The organism is Pseudarthrobacter sp. CCNWLW207 (assembly GCF_037203945.1).
Lineage (GTDB): Bacteria > Actinomycetota > Actinomycetes > Actinomycetales > Micrococcaceae > Arthrobacter.
In genome coordinates, this window is sequence record NZ_JBBCBS010000003.1 from 163,879 (window position 1) to 186,287 (window position 22,409).

Genomic DNA, 22,409 nt, shown 5'->3' on the forward strand with positions numbered 1-22,409 from the left:
AGCGGTGCTGGGATATGCGTAGTCACTACTGAGGTGCGCCGATTCCCCCGACCCCTAGTGTTGGGGCATGGGGGACTCCGAAAACATCCGCGTACACTCGCGCTACACGGCACTCGATGGGTTGAGGGGCCTTGCTGCGCTGGTAGTGCTAATACACCACTGCCTCCTCGTATCGCCGCAGCTCGTTGGAGCCATCGAAAGCGGTGGAGTGGCACCGATGGACTCGTGGGTCTGGTGGGCAACTTTCACACCGCTTCACCTGGTCTGGGCCGGCAAGGAAGCAGTTTACGTTTTCTTTATCCTGTCAGGATTCGTTCTGACTATTCCCTTTACTGGCGCCTCTCGACCACGTTGGGGGGCCTACTTTCCAAAGCGTATGATCAGGATCTATTTACCCGTCTGGGCTTCCCTGATTTTCGCGCTGCTGATGGCTTGGACAGTTCCACGGGTGGCCAGCCCAGAATTCAGCTCGTGGGTGAACCTGCACGACGAGGCGCCTAATGTACTCGTTGATGCCTTCTTACTACGAGGTGCCGGTTCTCTCAACTCGCCGCTCTGGTCGCTCCAGTGGGAGATGCTTTTTTCTCTACTTTTGCCCTTTTACGTCGTGGTCGCCATTCGCATGCGGCGTACGTGGCTTCTCGGCATTGTGGGCCTTTTTCTTATTATCGCGGTCGGGAACGTGCAGTATGCGGCGCTTCCGGTATTCCTTCCGATGTTCGGAGTCGGTGTCCTCATGGCCACCAGGCGCGATGTCTTGGAGCGGTGGGGACGGAAGCTTGGACCTTTCGGATGGGCCGGCCTGCTTGTAGCCTCCTTAATTCTGCTGTGTTCGCACTGGCTTTTCCCCCAACTGCCGGTTTTTATCGCCACGGCTTCCATTGGCGGCGCACTCCTGATCTTTGCATTCATCGCATGGTCACCAACCATCGCAATAGGCAATAATTCCGTGGTTCACTGGTTAGGAATACGGTCATTCAGCCTCTACTTAGTCCATGAACCGATCGTTGTGTCCGTAGCCTTCCTTCTTCACGCAACAAACCCCTTGTACGTCGCGCTCATCGCTTTCCCCTTGTCGCTGCTGGCAGCCGAGGTCTTCTTTCGCCTGGTGGAAAGACCGAGCCAGCGGCTGGCGGGCGGCGCTGGCCAAGTCGTCACGGATCGCATGCGCTCTGCGAAGGCCGCCGCTGCGGCACGACGCTAGCCATGCGAAATGAGTCGTTGCCGGAGATCCTCCAGCCGTGACAGATGACTCGTCCTCATGTTGGCCGGAGTTCTTGGGCTCCTTTTGATCCTGGCCACGGGTAGGAGGCCCGGAGCCCCCATCCTCTAGACTTGACCGGTGTCTAGATTATTTGGAACAGATGGTGTCCGGGGCCTGGCTAACGGTCTGCTCACTGCGGAGCTGGCGATGCAGCTGGCCCAGGCGGCCGCCGTCGTACTGGGCCATGACCGCAATACGAACGGCAGCCGGCCCCGTGCCGTCGTAGCCCGGGACCCGCGTGCAAGCGGCGAGTTCATCGCCGCAGCCGTCGAGGCGGGGCTCTCCAGCTCCGGCATTGATGTCTACGATGCCGGCGTGCTCCCAACGCCGGCTGCGGCCTACCTTGTGGCTGACCTGGACGCCGACTTCGGCGTGATGATTTCAGCGTCCCACAACCCGGCGCCCGACAATGGCATCAAGTTCTTTGCCCGAGGCGGCCAGAAGCTCCCGGACGACGTCGAGGATGCCATCGAGGCGCAGATGAACAGCGAGCCGGTTCGCCCCGTCGGCGCCGAGGTGGGCCGGATTCAACGGTTCTCCGATGCGGAGGACCGTTACATCGTGCACCTGCTGCGCACGCTGCCGCACCGCCTGGAAGGTATCAAGGTGGTCTTGGACTGCGCGCACGGCGCCGCCAGCGGCTGCTCGCCCCAGGTCTTTAAGGACGCCGGCGCTGACGTTGTGGTCATCGGCGCGGATCCCGACGGCCACAACATCAACGACGGCGTTGGCTCCACGCACCTTGGCCCGCTCAAGGAAGCCGTGGTGAAGCATGGTGCGCACCTGGGTATCGCGCACGACGGCGACGCCGACCGCTGCCTTGCCGTGGACCATGAAGGCAACGAAGTAGACGGCGACCAGATCATGGCCATCCTCGCCGTGGCACTGAAGGCGGCTGGGAAGCTCAAGGACGATGTCTTGGTGGCCACGGTCATGAGCAACCTCGGCCTGAAGATTGCCCTCCGCGAAGCAGGCATCAGCATCCGCGAGACAGCAGTCGGGGACCGGTACGTCCTCGAAAGCATGCGCGAAGGCGGTTACAACCTCGGTGGCGAACAGTCCGGGCACGTGATCTTCGCCGACCACGCCACCACCGGTGACGGCGTGCTTACCGGTTTGCAGCTAGCCGCCCAAATCGCCATGACTGGCCGTCCACTCAAGCAGCTTGCCACGGTCATGACCAAACTCCCGCAGGTCCTTATCAACGTCCGCGGCGTGGACCGGACCCGTGTCCACAGCTCTGAAACCCTTGCGGCGTCAGTGGCCGTCGCAGAAGCTGAACTCGGCGATACCGGACGCGTCCTGCTTCGCCCCTCAGGCACTGAGCCCGTGGTCCGCGTCATGGTGGAGGCAGGTGACGAGGCGACGGCACAGTCCATCGCCGAGCGCCTCGCCCAGGTGGTCCGCACGGAGCTCGCACTGGAACTCGTCACAGACTGATCCCAGAGACAACAAAGCGGCCCTTCCGTCCGGAAGGGCCGCTTTGTTGTAGGAAAAACCTAGTTGGACCGGCTCTGCAGCGAATCCCGGATCTCTGTCAGCAGGGCGATCTGCGGGTCTTCGGCCGCTTCTTCCTTAACGTCCTTGTCGATTCCCAGCCGGCGGTTGCGGCGTTCAATCATGTGGTTCATCGGAAGGACCACCACAAAGTAGATGGCGGAGGCGATCAGGAGGAAGGAAATGATGGAGGAGATGACGGATCCATACATGAATCCCTCCCACTGCATTTCCTCAATGCCCTTGGCACTGAACAGACGTCCGATCAGTGGCGTGAGCAGGCCTTCGACAATCGAGGTGACGACGGCGCCGAAGGCGGCGCCCATCACTACTGCGACGGCAAGGTCAACGACATTGCCCTTCATAATGAAATTCTTGAATCCGGTGAGCATAGGATCCAAGCTAGCGCAGGTGGGTTAGCCCCCGGTGACAGGAGTGTTAATTTGTGCCTGCGTGTCGGGAACCAAACGACCTGGTTCAGGGATACCCCGGCGCAGCCTCCACACCGAAGTACTCCTCCAGCGTGCTGATGCCACGGTTGGCCATGTCCGTGGCGGCCTCGACGCCGATGTACCGCAGGTGCCACGGCTCGTAGTAGTACCCGGTGATCGGGTGGAACATCCACGGATACCTGACGATGAAGCCGAACCGGTGGCCGTTGGCCCTGACCCAGACCGCGGCCGGTTGGTCCGCGAAGCAGGGCTGGAAGCCGCACGCCCCGCCGCCGTCGCCGATGTCGAAGGACCAGCCCGTTTGGTGCTCTGAATACCCAGGCCTCGCGCTGGCGGTGTCCGCGTCGGCCTGCCCCCGTGCCGCCACGTACCCGTTGTACGTGGCCACCTGCGTGCTGTAGGAACGGTAGCCGCTCGCCAGGGTGATGCTGACCCCGTCCTGCGCAGCCGCAGCGAACATTGCTTCCGCGGCTGCCGCCGTCGTGCTGTTCAGGAGGGCGGCTTCCCCGGACACAATGACCCGGACGTTGGGCTGCACCAGGTCCGCGGGAATGTACTCGGCCGGAACCAAAGGCCGGTGTTTGTTGACCACCAGCCAGGGACTGGCGGGATCGGTCAGCGAGAACTGCCGCGGGAGCGTGGCAGCCGGAGAGGGCGCAACCGGCGCCTCCGACACTGGCTCAACTGCCGCCGTCGGACTTTCAGAAGTGGCAACCGCGACCGGAGAAGGGGAAGCTGCAGGAGGGAGGGTGGTGGACGACGACGGCGGCACCTGGGCGGGTGCGACGGGTGTGCAGGCTGCCAGTACGGTCAGCCCTGCACCGGCTGCGAGGAAGCGGGCAAAGCTGCGCCGGCTCGTGCCAGCCGCAGGCGTGCCGTCGAGAGCCGAACAGTCGTGGCACATGCGTGCTAGACCTTGCGCAGGAGCATACGGCGGATGGAATGGTCAGCGTCCTTGGACAGCACCAGCTGCGCGCGGCCGCGCGTGGGGAGGACATTTTCCTCCAGGTTGGGCTCGTTGATGCGCTTCCAGATATCCCGGGCTGTACGCTCGGCCTCGGCTTCGGAGAGCGTCGCATACCGGTGGAAGTAGGATTCCGGCTGCGCGAACGCCGTGCTCTGGAGCTTCCGGAACCGCTCCACATACCACTCCTCGATGTAGGACGTCGGGGCGTCCACATAGATCGAAAAGTCGAAGAAGTCGCTCAGGGCAAGCCCTTGGCGGCCGTCGTGGCGGGGGCGGGCCGGGGCGAGGACGTTCAGGCCCTCCACGATGAGCACGTCCGGGCGGCGGACCACCACTTCCTTGTCCGGAACGATGTCGTACGTGACGTGGGAGTACCAAGGAGCCCGGACTTCCTCCGCGCCGCCCTTGATCTCGCTGACGAACCGCAACAGCGCCCGCCGGTCATACGACTCCGGGAAGCCCTTTCGCTCCAGCAGCTGGCGCCGCTTGAGCTCGGCCAGGGGGTAGAGGAACCCGTCAGTGGTAATCAGTTCCACATTGGGCGTCCCCGGCCAGCGCCGGAGCATCTCGCGGAGTACACGGGCGATGGTCGACTTGCCCACCGCGACTGAGCCGGCGACGCCGATGACAAAAGGAGTGCGCTGGGTCTGTTCGCCCAGGAAGGTGGTGGTGGCGGCGTGAAGCTGGCCAGCCGCTTCGACATACAGGTGGAGGAGGCGGGACAACGGCAGATAGACCTCGCGGACCTCCTTCATATCCAGGGGATCGCCGAGGCCACGCAGACGGACAATATCCTCCTCATTCAGAGGCTGTTCCATCTGGGCTGCGAGCCGGGACCAGGTTTGCCGGTCCAGCTCAACGAACGGGGAGACGCCTTCGCCGTTCGCTTCATTGCGTTGCACTGTCACTTTAGAGATTCTGCCCTTCACGCGGCTGAGAGCGAAATGCAAGACATGGCCGTCCGCTTCCACGGCCATGCAGTCGGCGCCCGTCGCTGGCTTGCCGGGCCCTATCAGTTACGGATCTCCTTGCGGCTGCCGATAAGCTGGAGCTTATGTGTGGAATCGTAGGATATGTAGGCCGTTCGACTGGCCAGGGAATTGCCGGTCACAGTGCGCTGGATGTAGTCCTCGAAGGATTGCGCCGCCTTGAGTACCGGGGTTACGACTCCGCGGGAGTGGCTGTTGTAGCAGACGGCGTCATCTCGTCCCGCAAGAAGTCCGGAAAGCTGAGCAACCTCCTTGATGAGCTTCAGGCCCATCCGCTGCCGGAAACGCTGACCGGCATCGGCCACACGCGCTGGGCCACTCACGGCGGCCCGACGGACCAGAATGCCCACCCGCACCTGTCGGACGGCGGCAAGCTGGCCCTGATCCACAACGGCATCATCGAAAACTTCGCCGAGCTCAAGCTGGAGCTGCTGGCTAAGGGCGTCACCTTCGCTTCCGAGACGGACACCGAAGTGGCCGCCGCACTCCTTGGTGACATCTTCCGCACCAAACTTCACGGCGACACCAGCAACGGCGGCCTGACCAAGGCCATGCAGCTCGCCTGCCAGCGCCTCGAGGGTGCCTTCACGCTCCTTGCCGTCCACGCCGACCAGCCGGACGTTGTGGTTGCCGCCCGCCGCAACTCGCCGCTGGTGGTTGGACTGGGCGACGGCGAGAACTTCCTTGGTTCCGACGTCTCCGGCTTCATCGATTACACCCGCCGCGCGGTGGAACTGGGCCAGGACCAGATCGTCACCATCACCGCCGATACCGTGGAGATCACCGATTTCTTCGGCAACTTCGCCGCCGGCAAGGAATACCACGTTGACTGGGACCCCGCCTCGGCTGAAAAGGGCGGTTACAGCTCCTTCATGGAGAAGGAGATCAACGACCAGCCCGACGCCGTGGCGCAGACCCTGCTGGGCCGCTCGGACATCAACGGCAAGTTGACCCTGGACGAAATCCGCATCGACGTCGAGCTGCTGAAACAGGTCAACAAGATTATCGTCCTGGCCTGCGGCACCGCTGCCTACGCCGGCACGGTGGCCAAGTACGCCATCGAGAACTGGTGCCGGATCCCCACGGAAGTGGAGCTTGCCCACGAGTTCCGCTACCGCGATCCGATCCTGGACGCCAACACGCTGGTGGTTTCGATCAGCCAGTCCGGGGAAACCATGGACACCCTGATGGCCGTCCGCTACGCCCGGGAGCAGGGCGCCAAGACCATCTCGATCTGCAACACCAACGGGTCCACTATCCCGCGCGAATCAGATGCTGTGCTGTACACCCACGCGGGTCCGGAAATTGCAGTGGCCTCCACGAAGGCTTTCCTGGCCCAGATCACCGCCGCTTACCTCCTCGGCCTGTACCTCGCGCAGCTGCGTGGCAACATCTTCTCCGGGCAGATCAAGGACGTCCTGGCAGACTTGTCCAAGATCCCCGCGAAGATCCAGACCATCCTGGACAACTCAGGACCGCTCCGCGAACTGGCCCGCAGCATGAAGGACGAGAAATCCGTCCTGTTCCTGGGACGCCACGTGGGTTACCCGGTTGCCCTGGAAGGCGCGCTCAAGCTCAAGGAAATCGCGTACATCCACGCCGAGGGCTTTGCCGCCGGCGAGCTGAAGCACGGCCCCATCGCCCTCATCGACAAAGGCCAGCCGGTCTTCGTAGTGGTCCCCTCGCCGCGCGGCCGTGATTCCCTGCACGCCAAGGTTGTCAGCAACATCCAGGAAGTCCGCGCCCGGGGCGCCCGCACCCTGGTTGTGGCTGAAGAAGGCGACGAGGCCGTGAAGGCTTACGCCGAGCACGTCTTCTACGTTCCGGAGACGCCCACGCTGTTGATGCCCCTCCTCACCACGGTTCCGCTGCAGATCTTCGCCCTGGAACTCGCCTCGGCCAAGGGGTACGACGTAGACCAGCCACGCAACCTGGCCAAGAGCGTCACCGTAGAGTAACCGCAGGCTGAACGTCAGCAAGTCGGTTGATTCCCACAGAACGCCCCGGGCCAGTTGCCCGGGGCGTTCTGCGTTCGTGCCTGTTCCTAACGGGTTTGCGTAACTATTACCGGTACTCAAACAGGGGCCGCCCGGAATCACGGGGTACCCTCTGCGCCGGAGGTCCAAAAGTGACGCATTTGCGCAGGTCCCGATGCCGCATGGGACCCGGCGTGCCGGGCACGGCGCACCGGGAGGCCAAGAGCGTCACCGTAGAATAAGCCGCATGATTGTTGGCATAGGCGTAGACGTTGTAGACATCGAGCGGTTCGGCCGTCAGCTTGAACGCACCCCCGGGCTGCGGGACCGGTTGTTTGTCCCCGCGGAGCGGGAGCTGAACACCCGGTCCCTGGCAGCGAGGTTCGCAGCCAAGGAGGCTGTGGCCAAGGTCCTCGGCGCCCCGGCCGGCATGAACTGGCAGGACTGCTGGATCGGCCTGGACCAGAACGGGCCCACCATCCAGGTCAAGGGCACTGTGCTTGCGGTGGCTGAGTCCAAGGGTGTCAAGCGCTGGCACCTCTCGATGAGCCACGACGGCGGGATAGCCACGGCCACTGTCCTGGCTGAAGGCTGAGAGCCTCAAGGCTCAACCGGCCTGCGGACCTGACGCCATGATCAGCGCCTACACCGGAACCCAGATCAGGGAAGCCGAACAGCCACTGCTGGCCTCAGGCCTGGGGGCTGCCCTCATGCAGCGCGCCTCGCACGGCCTCGCCAACGCGGTGGTCCGCGAGCTGCAGGCCCGGGGCCAGCGGCTCTACGGAGCCAGCGTGGCTGTCCTGGCGGGCAAGGGAAACAATGGCGGCGACGGTCTCTTCGCCGCTTCCTTCCTCGCCGCCCGGGGAATGCGTACGACGGCGGTACTCACCGCTGATTCGGCGCACCCGGAGGCGCTGGCTGCTTTTGAGCGTGCCGGCGGCCGCGTCACATGGCTCACCGACTCGACGCTTAGCCAGCTGACCGCCGAAACGGGGCGCGCCGACGTCGTGATCGATGCTGTCCTGGGCACGGGCGCCCAAGGAGGGCTCCGCGGAACGCCGGCGGCACTGGTGGCCGCGCTGTCCGGCCAACACGCCCCCCTTGTGGTGGCCTGCGACGTGCCCAGTGGGGTTGACGCCGACACCGGCGAGGTCCACGGCCCGGTACTGTCCGCCGGCCTGACCGTCACCTTCGGGGCCGCGAAAGCAGGGCTGCTGGCCGATCCCGGGGCGGACCACGCCGGCCGCCTTGAGGTGATCCCGATCGGAATCGAAGAGCACCTCCCATGGCCGGCCCTGCATCGGCTCGAAACCGCCGACCTGGCGCGGCTCCTCCCGCAGCCCGCCCGGCGATCCCACAAATATTCGCGCGGCGTCCTGGGCGTGGTGGCCGGATCCGCCACCTATCCCGGAGCGGCCGTACTGGCCTGCCGGGGTGCCCTGGCCGCGGGCGTGGGCATGGTGCGGTACCTCGGCCCGCCCGAGGTGGCCCACCTGGTCCGGCAGTCCTGTCCCGAGGTGGTGTGCGGCACCGGATCGGTGGCCGGCACCCATGTCCAGGCCTGGCTGGTGGGCTCCGGTATGGGCCCGGATGACCACGAACAGCTCCAGCGCGCGCGTGACGCCGTGGACTCGGGGCTGCCCACTATCGCCGATGCCGGTGCCCTCCCCGGCCTGCCGCTGATCCTTGCCCCTCAGGTGGTCCTCACGCCCCATGCCGGCGAACTGGCGTCCCTGCTGCAGCGGCTGGACGCTGACCATCCATACTCGGGGCGCGCCGCGGTGGAGGCGAACACTCTTGGGGCCGTCCGGCTGGCCGCGGGGCTTACGGAGGCCACTGTCCTCCTCAAAGGCGCCACCACCCTGGTGGCGTCCCCCTTCCAGGACTTCTACAGCCAGGCGGACGGCACGCCCTGGCTTGCCTCCGCCGGCAGCGGCGATGTCCTGGCCGGAATCATTGGTGCGTTGCTCGCACAGTTGGGGCCCGACGTCGGCCATTTCCGTGATGCGGGCATCGATCCGGACGAACGCTGGGCTGCCATTGCCGCCCTGGCTGCGAGCCTGCACGGCCGCGCCGGAGCCGCTGCGTCCGGGGGCGGGCCACTGACGGCCGGCCGGATCGCGGATGCCTTACCTGCAGCTTGGGGTAAAGTCAGCATGCTTAGTTAATAGGTGGCCGGAAACGTAACAGTCACAGCCACCCGTTACGGTAGGCATAGGTTTTGCACGGCGGCGTGGACCGGGAAGTCCGGACTGCGCGGTCGAACAACGATGAGGAGCATGCATGGAAATCTGGCCCGGATCGGCTTATCCGCTGGGAGCCACTTTTGATGGAACCGGCACGAACTTCGCGCTGTTCAGCGAACGTGCTGAAAAGGTAGAGCTGTGCCTCTTCGACGACGACGGCGTGGAGACGCGCTTCGGTCTGGACGAAGTGGACGGCTACGTGTGGCACGGCTACATCCCCCAGGTGCAGCCAGGGCAGAAGTACGGCTACCGTGTCCACGGTCCGTACGACCCCGCTTCCGGAAACCGGTTCAACCCGAACAAGCTCCTCCTGGACCCGTACGCGAAGGCAGTGCACGGGCAGGTGGACTGGGACCCGTCGCTCTTCTCCTACAACCTCGGCGAGCCGGATTCCATCAACAACGAGGACTCCGCGCCGCACATGATGATGGGTGTGGTCATCAACCCGTTCTTCGACTGGGACGGCGACCACAACCTCCGGGTTCCGTACCACAAGTCGGTGATCTACGAGGCCCATGTCAAGGGCCTGACCCAGCTGCACCCCGAGATCCCCGAGGAGCAGCGCGGCACCTACGCCGGGGTGGCGCACCCTTCCGTCATCTCGCACCTGCAGAAGCTCGGCGTCACCGCCATCGAACTGATGCCGGTGCACCAGTTCGTCAATGACGGCACACTCCAGGACCAGGGCCTGAACAACTACTGGGGCTACAACACCATCGGCTTCTTCGCCCCGCAGAACACCTACAGTTCCACCGGCGACACCGGCCAGCAGGTCCAGGACTTCAAGGCCATGGTGCGCTCCCTGCACCGGGCCGGCATCGAAGTGATCCTGGACGTGGTTTACAACCACACCGCCGAAGGCAACCACCTTGGCCCCACGCTGTCCTTCAAGGGCATCGACAACGCCTCCTACTACCGGCTGATGGAGGGCGACGAAAAGCACTACATGGACTACACCGGTACCGGCAACTCGCTGAACGTCCGCCAGCCGCACTCCCTGCAACTGCTGATGGACTCACTGCGGTACTGGGTCACGGAAATGCACGTGGATGGCTTCCGCTTCGACCTCGCCTCCACCCTTGCCCGGGAGTTCTACGACGTCGACAAACTCTCCACCTTCTTCGAACTCATCCAGCAGGACCCGGTAGTGTCCCAGGTCAAGCTCATCGCTGAGCCGTGGGATGTTGGGCCCGGCGGTTACCAGGTGGGCAACTTCCCGCCACAGTGGACGGAATGGAACGGAAAATACCGCGACACCGTCCGCGATTTCTGGCGCGGCGAGCCGGCCACCCTGGGCGAATTCGCCTCACGCATCACCGGCTCCGCAGACCTCTACGAGCACTCGGGCCGCCGCCCCGTGGCTTCGATCAACTTTGTGACGGCCCACGATGGCTTTACCCTCTCCGATCTGGTGTCTTACAACGAGAAGCACAACGAGGCGAACGGCGAAGGCAATAACGACGGCGAATCCCACAACCGTTCCTGGAACTGCGGGGCCGAGGGTCCCACCGACGATCCGGCTGTCCTGGGCTTGCGCGCCCGCCAGCAGCGGAACTTCATAGCATCCCTGCTGCTGTCCCAGGGTGTCCCCATGCTGTTGCACGGCGACGAGCTTGGACGCACCCAGCAGGGCAACAACAACGGGTATTGCCAGGACTCCGAACTGACGTGGATCAACTGGGAGAACATCGACCAGCCCCTCGTGGAGTTCACGTCCGCCGTCAACGCATTGCGCGCCAAGCACCCCACGTTCCGTCGGAGCCGGTTCTTCGATGGACGCCCCGTGCTGAGGGGGGAAGGCGAACGGCTGCCGGACATCGTATGGCTGGACGTCGACGGCGACACCATGAAACCTGAGGACTGGGACAGCGGTTTCGGCCGTTCGGTAGGCATGTTCCTCAACGGTGACGGGATCCAAGGCAAGGACGTCCGAGGACGCCGGATTACCGATGTGAACTTCCTGTTGTACTTCAACGCACATGACGACATGGTGAAGTTCGTTCTTCCCAATGACGAATACGCACCTGCATGGGACATCATCATCGACACCGCCGGCCACAACGCGGACACGGCACCTGTGAAGGCCGGCCAGTCCATTCCTGTTGATGCCAAGTCCTTGGTAGTCCTGAGGGCCCACATGGTGGAGGAGGCGGAACCGGACCACTCCGTGGCTGCGTCCCTGGCTGCCCTGACCCAGACAAGCACCAGCGAGACCGAAGCGCTGAGCACGCCGACCGTACCGGAGCCAAAGAAAACGAAGAAGGTCAGCAAGCCGAAAGGCCCTGCAGAATGAGGATTCCGGCGTCGACATACCGGCTGCAGATCCGCCGCAGCTTCACGCTCTTTGACGCAGCGGCCAAGGTTCCATACCTGAAGTCCCTCGGTGTTGACTGGGTCTACCTCTCACCCATCCTGACGGCTGAGCAGGGGTCGGACCACGGCTATGACGTCACCGACCCCTCCGCGGTTGATCCTGAGCGCGGCGGCCCGGACGGGCTGCTTGCCCTGTCCAGGGCTGCCCGCGAACACGGCATGGGCGTCCTGGTGGACATCGTCCCCAACCACGTGGGCGTGGCGTCACCACCGCAGAACCCCTGGTGGTGGTCGCTGCTGGCAGAGGGGCGGGACTCGCGTTACGCGGACGCGTTCGACGTCGACTGGGACTTTGGCCGCGGCCGGATCCGGATACCCGTGCTGGGCTCCGATGACGATGTGGACCAGCTCAAGGTCACGGATGGCGAACTCCGCTACTATGACCACCGTTTCCCCTTGGCGGCGGGCTCCTATACCGAAGGTGATTCGCCGAGGGCTGTCCACGACCGCCAGCACTATGAGCTGGTCTCCTGGCGGCGGGCGGACAGCGAACTGAACTATCGCAGGTTCTTCGCGGTCAGTACCCTGGCCGGCATCCGCGTCGAAGACCCCAGGGTCTTCGAGGAAGCCCACGCCGAAGTGGCCCGCTGGTTCCGGGAGGGCCTGGTGGACGGCCTGCGCGTGGATCACCCGGACGGACTGGCAGATCCAGCCGGCTACCTGCGCTGGCTCAAGGACCTCACTGGTGGGGCGTACGTGCTGGTGGAAAAGATCCTGGAACCCGGCGAGGTCCTCCCGGGGGAGTTCGCCTGCGAAGGGACCACCGGTTACGACGCCCTGGCTGAGGTTGACCGGATCCTGGTGGACCCGGCCGGCGAGGCTGCCCTGGATGCGTTGGATGTGCAGCTGCGTGGGACCGGTGAACCGGCGGATTATGCCGCCATGATCCGCGGCACGAAGCGGATGATTGCTGACGGCATCCTGCGGTCCGAAGTCCTGCGGCTTGCCCGGCTCGTTCCAGACTCCCACGGGCTGGCGGAGGACCAGGCAGCGGATGCCATCGCCGAAATCATCGCCTCCTTCCCGGTCTACCGGTCCTACCTGCCGGTGGGGGCGGAAGTGCTCAAGGAGGCCTGCGAGCAGGCAGCAGCGCACCGGCCGGACCTCGAAGTGGCCATCGGGACGCTCCTGCCGCTCCTCCTGGATCCCACCACCGCAATCGCGGTCCGCTTCCAACAGACTTCGGGAATGGTGATGGCCAAGGGTGTGGAGGACACTGCGTTCTACCGCTACACCCGGCTGGGCACGCTCACCGAAGTGGGGGCTGAGCCCACGGAATTTTCGCTGACCCCCGAGGAGTTCCACCACCGGATGCGGCGGAGGCACGAGGAACTCCCGGAGTCCATGACCACGCTCTCGACTCACGACACCAAACGCAGTGAGGATGCCCGCGCAAGGATTTCGGTCATCGCTGAGCTTCCCGGCGACTGGACGGCCACGCTCGCCACGCTCCAGGAGTTGGCGCCGGTGCCCGACGGCCCCTTCGCCAACCTGTTGTGGCAGGCTGTCTTCGGCGCGTGGCCGGCCTCCCGCGAGCGGCTGCAGGGCTATGCGCAAAAGGCCGCCAGGGAGGCAGGAAACTCCACCACGTGGACCGAGCCCAATGAGGAATTCGAAGCGACAGTCAGGGCCGCCGTGGACGCAGCCTTCGACGACGCCCGTGTCACTGCAGTGATCGAGGACTTCGTAGCGAGGACCGATGCATTCGCTGCTTCCAACTCGTTGGCGGCCAAGCTGATCCAGCTGACCATGCCCGGAGTTCCGGATGTGTACCAGGGCAGCGAGTTCTGGGAGCGGTCACTGACCGACCCCGACAACCGGCGCCCGGTGGATTTCGCTCAACGGGAAGAGGAACTGGCCCGCCTGGACGACGGACTCCTGCCTGCTGCGGGAACGGAGGCCAGCAAACTGCTGGTCACCTCCCGTGCCCTCCGCCTGCGCCGCGACAACCCCGGGCTCTTCGACAGCTACGTCGCTGTCGAAGCCTTCGGGGCGGCTGCGGGCTACCTTCTTGCCTTTGACCGGGGTGGGGCATTGACCCTGGCCACCCGGCTTCCCGCCGGGCTGGAAGCCGACGGCGGATGGCGGGACACCGCCGTCGACCTTTCCAGCGCCATGCGGGACGAACTCACCGGCAAGAGCCATGGGCCCGGCACCGTTTCAGTCGCGGACGTCCTGGGTACCTACCCGGTGGCCTTGCTGGTCACTACGGACGGAGACGACTCATGAGCCTGACCCACACCGGATCCGGCCGCTTTGACGTCTGGGCGCCAAACGTTTCAGCAGTGACCCTGCTGGCAAACGGGCAGCACTACCCCATGGCGAAGCTGGACACCGCGCCCGGCGCCGACGGTTGGTGGTCCGCGCCGGACGCCCCCACGGAAGGCGAAGTGGACTACGGCTATCTGCTGGACGGGGACTCCCATCCGTTGCCGGATCCCCGGTCCCGGCGCCTGCCGGACGGGGTCCACGCCCTGTCCCGGACGTTCAGCCCCGGCGACCATGACTGGCAGGATGCCGGCTGGCAGGGCAAGGATCTCCGCGGCTCGGTCATCTACGAACTCCACGTGGGGACCTTCACCCCGGAAGGGACCCTCGAGGCAGCGGCCGGCAGGCTTGGCTACCTTGCCGACCTGGGCATCGACTTCGTGGAGTTGCTGCCGGTCAACGGCTTCAACGGGACCCATAACTGGGGCTACGACGGCGTCCAGTGGTACGCCGTCCACGAGGGCTACGGTGGGCCCGCGGCCTACCAGCGCTTTGTGGACGCGGCCCATGCAGCCGGCCTCGGGGTCATCCAGGACGTCGTCTACAACCACCTGGGACCCAGCGGCAACTACCTGTCGCGGTTCGGGCCATACCTCAAGCAGGGCGACGCCAACACCTGGGGCGATTCAGTCAACCTGGACGGCCACGGCTCGGACGTGGTCCGCGAGTACATCCTGGACAACGCCGCGCTGTGGCTGAGGGACTACCACGTGGACGGCTTGCGACTCGACGCCGTTCACGCGCTCCGCGACGAGCGGGCCGTGCACATCCTGGAAGACCTCGGCGCGCTTGGCGATGCTGTCTCGGCTGAAACGGGCTTGCCCAAGACCCTGATCGCCGAATCGGACCTCAACAACCCGCGGCTGATCTACCCCCGCGACGCCAACGGCTATGGCCTTGCCGGACAGTGGAGCGACGACTTCCACCACGCCGTCCACGTCAACGTCAGCGGGGAGACCACCGGCTACTACGAGGACTTCCAGTCACTCGCGGTTCTCGCAAAGGTGCTCAAGGACGGTTTCCTGCACGACGGCAGCTACTCAAGCTTCCGCGGCCGGCACCACGGAAGGCCCATCAATGCCACGCTCGTGCAGCCTGCGGCCCTGGTGGTCTGCAACCAGAACCACGACCAGATCGGCAATCGCGCCACGGGGGACAGGCTCTCCCAATCCCTGTCCTACGGGCAGTTGGCCGTCGCTGCGGTCCTGACCATGACGTCGCCGTTCACGCCCATGCTGTTCATGGGAGAGGAATTCGGTGCCTCCACACCTTGGCAGTTCTTCACCTCGCACCCCGAGCCTGAGCTGGGCAAGGCGACCGCGGAAGGCAGGATCCGCGAGTTCGAACGGATGGGGTGGGATCCCGCCGTCGTACCTGACCCGCAGGACCCGGAAACCTTCCGCCGTTCCAAACTCAACTGGGCCGAGGCCTCCGTTGGGGATCATGCCCGGCTGCTGGAGCTATACCGTTCGCTCGCGGCACTGCGCCGCGAGCATCAGGAATTGGCCGGCCTCGGGTTTGCCGAAACCACGGTGGAGTTCGACGACGACGCCGGCTGGCTGCGTTTCCGCCGCGGCTCCGTTGAGGTGCTGCTGAACCTCTCGGAGCAAAAGGTTTCGCTTGACCGCGTGGACGGAACGGTGCTGCTGTCCACCGAGGAGGTGCCTGCCGCTGATAACGGTGCGTTGGCCCTCGGGCCGTGGAGTGCCGCCGTCGTGAAGGCTCAATAGTTCCGGCTGCGCCGCGGGCTGATTTGTGTCAGCCCGCGGCGTAACAAGGCCGTTCCTGACTGTAGCGTGCGTCACAGCTGGCAGGATGGAACGTATGACTTATTCAGCCGCGGAAAACCGCTATGAATCCATGCCCTACCGCCGCGTCGGCCGCAGCGGACTGAAGCTCCCCGCAATCTCGCTGGGCCTTTGGCACAACTTCGGCGACGACAAGCGCTTCGATGAACAGCGGGCCATCCTTCGCCGCGCGTTCGACCTCGGCGTGAACCACTTCGACCTCGCCAATAACTACGGTCCGCCGGACGGCTCCGCCGAAACCAACTTCGGCCGCCACCTCGCGGACGACTTCAAGCCCTACCGCGACGAACTGGTCATCTCCACGAAGGCCGGCTACTACATGTGGCCGGGCCCGTACGGCGAGTGGGGCTCCCGCAAATACCTCATCTCAAGCCTTGACCAGTCGCTGCAGCGGATGGGGCTGGACTACGTGGACATTTTCTACAGCCACCGGCCGGACCCCGAGACGCCGATGGAAGAGACCATGGGCGCCCTGGATTACGCCGTCCGCTCGGGTAAGGCGCTTTACGCCGGCATCTCGTCCTACACTCCCGAGCAGACCATCGAGGCCGCACGCATCCTCAAAGAGCTCGGCACCCCGCTGCTCATCCACCAGCCCAGCTATTCCATGCTGAACCGGTGGACCGAGAACGGCACGCCGAACCTGTACGAGGCGCTCGAAGAGGTGGGCGCCGGTTCCATAGCGTTCTCCCCGCTGGCCCAGGGCATGCTCACGGACCGGTACCTCAACGGGATTCCCGCGGATTCCCGTGCAGCCAAGGCACGCTTCCTGTCCGAGGACGCCATCACTGACGAGAAGCTGGACCGGATCCGCGGGCTGCACGGCATTGCTGAAGGCCGTAGCCAGTCCCTGGCGCAGATGGCCATCGCCTGGATCCTGCGCGACCAGCCGAAGGGCACCCCGGTCACCTCTGCCCTGGTTGGCGCCTCCAGCGTCAGGCAGCTGGAGGACACCCTGTCCGCGATCAACAACCTGAAGTTCACCACTGACGAACTCGCCGCCATCGACGAGTTCGCGGTGGAATCTGACATCAACCTCTGGCAGACGACGTAACACTTACTCTCTGCACACGATGGAAACCACAGGCGGGGGTCGGGGAACAAACCCGGCCCCCGCCCGGTTGGGTACTATGAAAAGGCGCCGAATGGCGCTGCCTGCTGTCCGCCGTCGTACGTGGTCCGGCAATGACCGTCCGGCGGCTGAAGTTTTGTCCTCAAAGGAGTTCCGTGTCTTCAAATCCGATTCGTGTTGCAATCGTCGGTGTGGGTAACTGCGCCGCATCGCTCGTCCAGGGTGTGCACTACTACCGTGACGCCGATCCCGAGGCCACGATCCCCGGCCTGATGCACGTGGAGTTCGGCAAGTACCACGTCAACGACGTCCAGTTCGTGGCCGCTTTCGATGTGGATGGCAAGAAGGTCGGCGTTGACCTCGCGGATGCAATCCTCGCCAGCGAAAACAACACCATCAAGATCGCCGACGTCCCGCCCACCGGCGTGACCGTGCAGCGCGGCCACACCCTGGACGGCCTCGGCAAGTACTACCTTGAGACCATTGAACAGTCCCCGGCAGAGCCCGTTGACGTTGTCCAGGCACTCAAGGATGCCCAGGCCGACGTCATGGTCTGCTACCTGCCCGTTGGGTCGCAGGAAGCTGCTGAGTTCTACGCCCAGGCAGCGATCGATGCCGGGGTTGCTTTCGTCAACGCGCTTCCCGTGTTCATCGCCGGCACCAAGGCCTGGGCTGACAAGTTCACTGCCGCTGGTGTGCCGATCGTGGGCGATGACATCAAGAGCCAGATCGGTGCCACCATCACGCACCGCGTCATGGCCAAGCTCTTCGAAGATCGCGGCGTGACGCTGGACCGCACCTACCAGCTCAACGTGGGCGGCAACATGGACTTCAAGAACATGCTGGAGCGCGACCGCCTCGAGTCCAAGAAGATCTCCAAGACCCAGGCTGTTACCTCGAACGTCGAAGCCGAGCTGGCTGCCAAGGACGTCCACATCGGCCCGTCCGACTACGTCCAGTGGCTCGATGACCGCAAGTGGGCCTTCGTCCGCCTCGAGGGCCGCAACTTCGGCGACGCCCCGGTGTCCCTTGAGTACAAGCTGGAGGTCTGGGACTCACCTAACTCAGCCGGCGTGATCATCGACGCCATCCGCGCCGCCAAGATCGGGCTGGACCGCGGCATCGGCGGCCCTCTGCTGTCGGCGTCGAGCTACTTCATGAAGTCCCCGCCCGAGCAGTTCAACGACGACCTCGCCCGTGAAAAGGTCGAGGCCTTCATCCGCGGCGACCTGGACCGCTAACCCACCCCGGACGCTCTCGCGTTGCCCTATCACTTGTGGTCCCCAAACCAGGGGTTTAACAACCACAACTGATAGGGCAACGGGCGTTTAACGCGTGTGCAGAGCCGCTCGAACCTTGCGTACCGCCGCCCGGAAGTCGTTGGCCAAATCGTCGGCGTTGAACTTGAAGTACCGCCAGCCTGCGGCATTGAATGATTCGTCCCGGCGATTGTCTCTGGACTGCTGTTCGCGCGTAAGGTGATGGCCGCCGTCGTACTGGATGGCAATACGCTGCGCGCGGTACCCCATGTCTGCGGCCGGCGACCAGCGGTTCTCACGCTCAACACGCAGTTGCAGTTCCGGCTCCGGCAGGCCGGCCGCCGTCAAGGCCAGCCGAAGGAAGGTTTCGGGCGCAGAGTCCGAGCCGGAACGGATGAGTTCTGCAGCTTCCCTCGCCTTAACGATTCCCTTCAGTTTTGGGTGCCGCTTCAACATTTCCTGCAGTTGCGTAAGCGTCGCCCACGGATCGCGACGGTCTTCAAGGCCAAGCAACGGCTGCCGAACCAGCTGGTCGCCCACGGCCACCAGGTCCTCCAACGGCAGGATGCCAGCAAGGTCAAGCCAGGTCCGGGCCGGTGTGGAGATTCGAATCCCGTCCAGCTCCATGACCTCTTCATCAAACGCCAGGACGGTGTGGCCAACCACGCCCTTTCGCCGTACTGGCGGCAGCTGTCTTGGTTTGCTCAAATGGAGTTCCCGGTAGTCGCGGAACCAGGTGGGCAGCCACAGTCCCAGGATGCAGGCCGCTGTCACATGCGAGATCCAGGCCCCCGGCGTAGCTGCGGACAAGGCCCTCGCGAGCCCTCTGATTTCAAAGTCCCACCCAGCCGGCAGATAGAGCAGTCGCCCGGCGGAGGCAAGGTCGGAGGAACGAAGCCTTCCCCGGCTCAGGCTTGCGGCCCGTGCCTCATGCACGGTAAACGGAACCGAGGAAAGGGAAGCTGGCAGCGGTGAGGACGGGCGCATGAGCACAATTGTTGCCCGAATACACGAACGCCCGCAGAAGATATCCACAGCCCGCCTTGCTCTATCAGTTCTGGCACGCAAAGGGGTCAAATAAGGGCTCAGAGTGATAGAGCAAACTGGTATGGAAGCTGATGGTCAGGACAGGCCTACCGGATTGCCGGCGTCGTCCACGTCCATGCGCATAGCGGCCGGCGCGGCGGGCAGGCCGGGCATCGTCATCACCGCACCGGTGAGGGCCACGATAAACCCGGCACCGGTCTTGGGAATCAGGTCGCGCACGTGGATGGTGAAGCCCTTCGGCGCTCCCAGCCGGGAGGCCTCGTCGGTGAACGAGTACTGCGTCTTGGCCATACAGACAGGCAGCCCGGACCAGCCGTTCTTCTCGATATCTGCCAGCCGTTTCAGGGCAGGAACGGAGAAGTCCACGCCGTCCGCTCCGTAGATTTCCTGGACGATGGTCCTGATTTTCTCCTCCACCGGCAGGTCCAGGGGATACAAGTGGTGGAAGCTGTTCGGCGCAGCAACTGCGGCCGCCACTTTGGCCGCCAGTTCGTCGCCCCCGTCCCCACCGCCGCCGCGTCCCCAGACGTCCGCCACCGCGGCCTGGACTCCTTCCGCCGCGCACCACTCCAGGAGCCAGTCGAGTTCCTCGGCCGTGTCGGAAGAGAACTTGTTGATGGCCACCACCGGCGTCACTCCGAATTTCTCCACATTGCGCACGTGCCTGCGGAGGTTGGCGACGCCGGCCTGCAGCGCTTCGATGCCGGGTTCCGTCAGCCGGTCCTTGGCTACGCCGCCGTGCATCTTAAGTGCCCGGACGGTGGCAACAACAACGACGGCGGACGGCGCTACCCCCGCGTTCCGGGCCTTAATGTCCATAAACTTCTCCGCACCCAAGTCGGCGCCGAAGCCCGCCTCGGTGACCACGATGTCCGCCAGCCGCCTGGCCGTCTGGGTTGCGATCAGCGAGTTGCAGCCGTGTGCGATGTTCGCGAACGGGCCGCCGTGGACCAGAGCCGGCGTACCGGCGATGGTCTGAACCAGGTTGGGTTTGATCGCTTCCTTGAGGAGCAGGGTGAGCGCGCCCTGCACGCCGAGGTCCGCCACGGTAACGGGTTCGCGTCCGTAGGTGTAACCGAAGGTGATTTGGCCCAGGCGCCGGCGCAGGTCAGCCAGGTCCGTAGCGAGGCAGAAAACCGCCATGATCTCCGATGCCACGGTGATGTCGAAGCCGTCTTGCCTGGGGACACCCTGGGTGGGCCCGCCGAGCCCGATCACCACTTCCCGCAGCGACCGGTCGTTCATGTCCAGGACCCGCTTGAACGTCATGCGCCGGGGATCGATGCCCAGCTCGTTCCCCTGGTAAATGTGGTTGTCCACGAGTGCCATGAGGGCGTTGTTGGCTGAAGTGACGGCGTGGAAGTCGCCGGTGAAGTGCAGGTTGATCTCGTCCATCGGCAGGACCTGGGAATAGCCTCCGCCGGTCGCGCCGCCTTTCATGCCCAGGATAGGTCCGAGCGAGGGTTCCCGGAGGGCGATCATAACCTTGTGCCCGGCCCGGGCCAGTGAATCGGCTAGGCCCACCGTGGTAGTCGATTTCCCTTCGCCCGCAGGCGTGGGAGACATCGCGGAGACAAGCACCACTTTGCCGGCCGGGGCAGGAGCGTCCAGCCGGGCGGGGTCGATCTTGGCCTTGTACCGTCCGTACAGTTCCAGCGCGTCCGCGTTGATTCCTGCCGCCGCCGCCACCTCGCCGATGGGCCTGATCTTCGCCTGGCGCGCGATTTCAAGGTCGCTGAGGGGAATCCGTTCAGACATCTTTGTCCTTCGTTAGGCGGTTCGGGCGGCGCGGTGGCGTCTGCCTCAGGGTGCTGGGGCTGCCGGGATCAGGCGGCCTACCAGATGGTTATCGACGGCGGCATGGTAGCTTTCCAGCGTGATGGCGGCGGTGCGCTGCCATCCCGAGTTCTGGGCCCGGATGGCGGCCGCCCGCCCCATGTCCTCGCGAGTCACTGGATCGTCGTACAGGGCCTCCAGCGCATCGGCCCAGTCTTCGGCGTGGTGGCCATCGACGAGCAGTCCTGTCCGCCCATTAAAGATCGCGCGGGACAACCCACCCACCCGGGTGGCCACCACCGGCGTCCCGCAGGCCTGGGCTTCAAGCGCCACGAGCCCAAATGATTCGCTGAACGAGGGCATCACCACGACGTCGGCGGCCCGGAACCAGGCCGCCAACTCCGGTGCACCCACCGGGGGAAGGTGCGTGACGACGTCGTCCATTCCGGCATCCGAGACCAAGTGGCGCAGATTGAAGTCCTTGTTGCCGCTGAGCGCACCGAGGATGGTGAGCCGCAGCTTGATGTCGGGGCGCCGTGAGCGAAGCTTCGCGGCCGCCTTGACCAGGATCTGCGGACCTTTGAGCCGCTGGATGCGCCCGGCGAACAGCAGGTGGAAGGTGTCAGCCGGGATGCCCCGCTCAGAGCGCGACCGTGCACGGAAGGCCGGAGTGAACGTGCCCAGGTCAACGCCCGGCGGGGCGATATCGATGTTGTCGTAGTCGGCACCGTAGTGGGAAACCAGTTCCTCGGCCTCCGCGCTGGTGTTGGCAATCAGGCGTGCGGCGCCGTCGACAATCCGGTGTTCGCCCACCTCGCGCCGCCGCGGCTCCGGCTGCTCCCCGGATTCCAGGAGCAGGTTCTTGACCTTGGCCATGGTATGCATCGTGTGGACCAGCGGCACTCCCCAAAGCTGGGACAGCTCCAGGCCGGCGATGCCGGAGACCCAGTAGTGGGAGTGGAGGACGTCATAGCGGCCGTGCGGCTGGCGCTGGCGGATCTGCTCGATCTCGGCCACCATGCTGTGCAGGAGGCCTGGAAGCTCCTCCTTGGGCACCTTATGAGGAGGGCCGGCCAGGACGTTGTGGACGCAGACCCCGGGACCGGGATGTTCGACGGCGGGCTGGTTGGCCGAGGTGGAACGGGTGAAGATTTCCACCTCCACGCCGGTTTCGGCTAGGGCGGAGGCAAGTTCGCGGATGTAGACGTTCATCCCGCCCGCATCGCCGGAGCCAGGCTGCTCCATCGGCGAGGTGTGGAGGGAGAGCAAGGCGACCCTGCGAATCAGCGCCACGGCAACTCCTTCCAGCACCGGCGCGGCATGCGCGCCCTCAGTTATGCATCCGATAAAACACTACTCCTGACGTTAACGCCCGGCCTCCCGCCAGGAGCCCGGCGTCCACGTGGCGTGTGTGA

At 64.7% G+C, this 22,409-nt stretch carries 16 protein-coding genes; 10 read left to right on the plus strand and 6 right to left on the minus strand.

Annotation, left to right across the window (positions count from 1 at the left end):
- Positions 1-67 precede the first annotated feature (67 nt).
- Both V9L17_RS06515 and glmM read left to right on the plus strand, forming a co-directional pair.
- On the plus strand, positions 68-1,204 hold the full coding sequence (locus V9L17_RS06515) for an acyltransferase family protein (protein ID WP_337350869.1): 1,137 nt from the start codon (positions 68-70) through the stop codon (positions 1,202-1,204).
- A gap of 138 nt (positions 1,205-1,342) precedes the next feature.
- Complete coding sequence (gene glmM, locus V9L17_RS06520) at positions 1,343-2,704, plus strand: phosphoglucosamine mutase (protein ID WP_337346906.1); 1,362 nt, start codon at positions 1,343-1,345, stop codon at positions 2,702-2,704.
- 59 nt (positions 2,705-2,763) lie between these two features.
- Here the strand turns inward: glmM and mscL are convergent, their stop codons facing one another.
- The 3 genes from mscL to coaA form a co-directional block, all read right to left on the minus strand.
- Positions 2,764-3,153 carry a large conductance mechanosensitive channel protein MscL gene (mscL, locus tag V9L17_RS06525; protein ID WP_337346907.1) on the minus strand — a complete coding sequence of 130 codons (390 nt, stop codon included), beginning with the start codon at positions 3,151-3,153 and terminating at the stop codon, positions 2,764-2,766.
- 85 nt (positions 3,154-3,238) lie between these two features.
- On the minus strand, positions 3,239-4,117 hold the full coding sequence (locus V9L17_RS06530; protein WP_337346908.1) for a M15 family metallopeptidase: 879 nt from the start codon (positions 4,115-4,117) through the stop codon (positions 3,239-3,241).
- 5 nt (positions 4,118-4,122) lie between these two features.
- The gene (gene coaA, locus V9L17_RS06535; RefSeq protein WP_337346909.1) at positions 4,123-5,088 is read right to left on the minus strand and encodes a type I pantothenate kinase; all 966 of its coding nucleotides are present in this window, start codon (positions 5,086-5,088) and stop codon (positions 4,123-4,125) included.
- 146 nt (positions 5,089-5,234) lie between these two features.
- Between coaA and glmS the strand changes: the two genes are divergently transcribed.
- From glmS to V9L17_RS06575, 8 genes are all read left to right on the plus strand, one after another.
- The gene (gene glmS, locus V9L17_RS06540) at positions 5,235-7,127 is read left to right on the plus strand and encodes a glutamine--fructose-6-phosphate transaminase (isomerizing) (RefSeq protein WP_337346910.1); all 1,893 of its coding nucleotides are present in this window, start codon (positions 5,235-5,237) and stop codon (positions 7,125-7,127) included.
- A gap of 265 nt (positions 7,128-7,392) precedes the next feature.
- Entirely contained in the window at positions 7,393-7,740 is a 348-nt protein-coding gene (locus V9L17_RS06545) for a holo-ACP synthase (protein WP_011692749.1), read from the plus strand.
- A gap of 37 nt (positions 7,741-7,777) precedes the next feature.
- Positions 7,778-9,313, plus strand: a complete 1,536-nt coding sequence (locus V9L17_RS06550; protein WP_337350870.1) for an NAD(P)H-hydrate epimerase — start codon at positions 7,778-7,780, stop codon at positions 9,311-9,313.
- Positions 9,314-9,428: 115 nt separating this feature from the next.
- Positions 9,429-11,684, plus strand: a complete 2,256-nt coding sequence (gene glgX / locus V9L17_RS06555) for a glycogen debranching protein GlgX (RefSeq protein ID WP_337350871.1) — start codon at positions 9,429-9,431, stop codon at positions 11,682-11,684.
- Complete coding sequence (treY, locus tag V9L17_RS06560; RefSeq protein WP_337350872.1) at positions 11,681-13,993, plus strand: malto-oligosyltrehalose synthase; 2,313 nt, start codon at positions 11,681-11,683, stop codon at positions 13,991-13,993. Before glgX ends, treY begins: the two co-directional genes overlap by 4 nt.
- Positions 13,990-15,762 carry a malto-oligosyltrehalose trehalohydrolase gene (treZ, locus tag V9L17_RS06565; protein ID WP_337350873.1) on the plus strand — a complete coding sequence of 591 codons (1,773 nt, stop codon included), beginning with the start codon at positions 13,990-13,992 and terminating at the stop codon, positions 15,760-15,762. Before treY ends, treZ begins: the two co-directional genes overlap by 4 nt.
- A 94-nt stretch (positions 15,763-15,856) precedes the next feature.
- Entirely contained in the window at positions 15,857-16,894 is a 1,038-nt protein-coding gene (mgrA, locus tag V9L17_RS06570; protein WP_337350874.1) for an L-glyceraldehyde 3-phosphate reductase, read from the plus strand.
- A gap of 173 nt (positions 16,895-17,067) precedes the next feature.
- Positions 17,068-18,153: an inositol-3-phosphate synthase gene (locus V9L17_RS06575; RefSeq protein ID WP_337346916.1), complete on the plus strand. Its 1,086-nt coding sequence runs from the start codon at positions 17,068-17,070 to the stop codon at positions 18,151-18,153.
- 87 nt (positions 18,154-18,240) lie between these two features.
- Here the strand turns inward: V9L17_RS06575 and V9L17_RS06580 are convergent, their stop codons facing one another.
- The 3 genes from V9L17_RS06580 to mshA all read right to left on the minus strand — a co-directional run bounded on the left by V9L17_RS06580 (position 18,241) and on the right by mshA (position 22,287).
- Positions 18,241-19,158: a DUF559 domain-containing protein gene (locus V9L17_RS06580; protein WP_337350875.1), complete on the minus strand. Its 918-nt coding sequence runs from the start codon at positions 19,156-19,158 to the stop codon at positions 18,241-18,243.
- A gap of 135 nt (positions 19,159-19,293) precedes the next feature.
- On the minus strand, positions 19,294-20,976 hold the full coding sequence (locus tag V9L17_RS06585) for a formate--tetrahydrofolate ligase (protein WP_337350876.1): 1,683 nt from the start codon (positions 20,974-20,976) through the stop codon (positions 19,294-19,296).
- A gap of 45 nt (positions 20,977-21,021) precedes the next feature.
- Entirely contained in the window at positions 21,022-22,287 is a 1,266-nt protein-coding gene (gene mshA / locus V9L17_RS06590; RefSeq protein WP_337346919.1) for a D-inositol-3-phosphate glycosyltransferase, read from the minus strand.
- Positions 22,288-22,409 lie beyond the last annotated feature (122 nt).

Excerpts from the sequence above, each read along its gene's own strand:
- V9L17_RS06515 (WP_337350869.1), top strand. The coding sequence starts at position 68 with ATGGGGGACTCCGAAAACATCCGCGTACACTCGCGCTACACGGCACTC.
- mscL (WP_337346907.1), bottom strand. The coding sequence starts at position 3,153 with ATGCTCACCGGATTCAAGAATTTCATTATGAAGGGCAATGTCGTTGAC.
- V9L17_RS06530 (WP_337346908.1), bottom strand. The coding sequence starts at position 4,117 with ATGTGCCACGACTGTTCGGCTCTCGACGGCACGCCTGCGGCTGGCACG.
- glmS (WP_337346910.1), top strand. The coding sequence starts at position 5,235 with ATGTGTGGAATCGTAGGATATGTAGGCCGTTCGACTGGCCAGGGAATT.
- V9L17_RS06545 (WP_011692749.1), top strand. The coding sequence starts at position 7,393 with ATGATTGTTGGCATAGGCGTAGACGTTGTAGACATCGAGCGGTTCGGC.
- V9L17_RS06550 (WP_337350870.1), top strand. The coding sequence starts at position 7,778 with ATGATCAGCGCCTACACCGGAACCCAGATCAGGGAAGCCGAACAGCCA.
- glgX (WP_337350871.1), top strand. The coding sequence starts at position 9,429 with ATGGAAATCTGGCCCGGATCGGCTTATCCGCTGGGAGCCACTTTTGAT.
- treY (WP_337350872.1), top strand. The coding sequence starts at position 11,681 with ATGAGGATTCCGGCGTCGACATACCGGCTGCAGATCCGCCGCAGCTTC.
- treZ (WP_337350873.1), top strand. The coding sequence starts at position 13,990 with ATGAGCCTGACCCACACCGGATCCGGCCGCTTTGACGTCTGGGCGCCA.
- mgrA (WP_337350874.1), top strand. The coding sequence starts at position 15,857 with ATGACTTATTCAGCCGCGGAAAACCGCTATGAATCCATGCCCTACCGC.
- V9L17_RS06580 (WP_337350875.1), bottom strand. The coding sequence starts at position 19,158 with ATGCGCCCGTCCTCACCGCTGCCAGCTTCCCTTTCCTCGGTTCCGTTT.
- V9L17_RS06585 (WP_337350876.1), bottom strand. The coding sequence starts at position 20,976 with ATGTCTGAACGGATTCCCCTCAGCGACCTTGAAATCGCGCGCCAGGCG.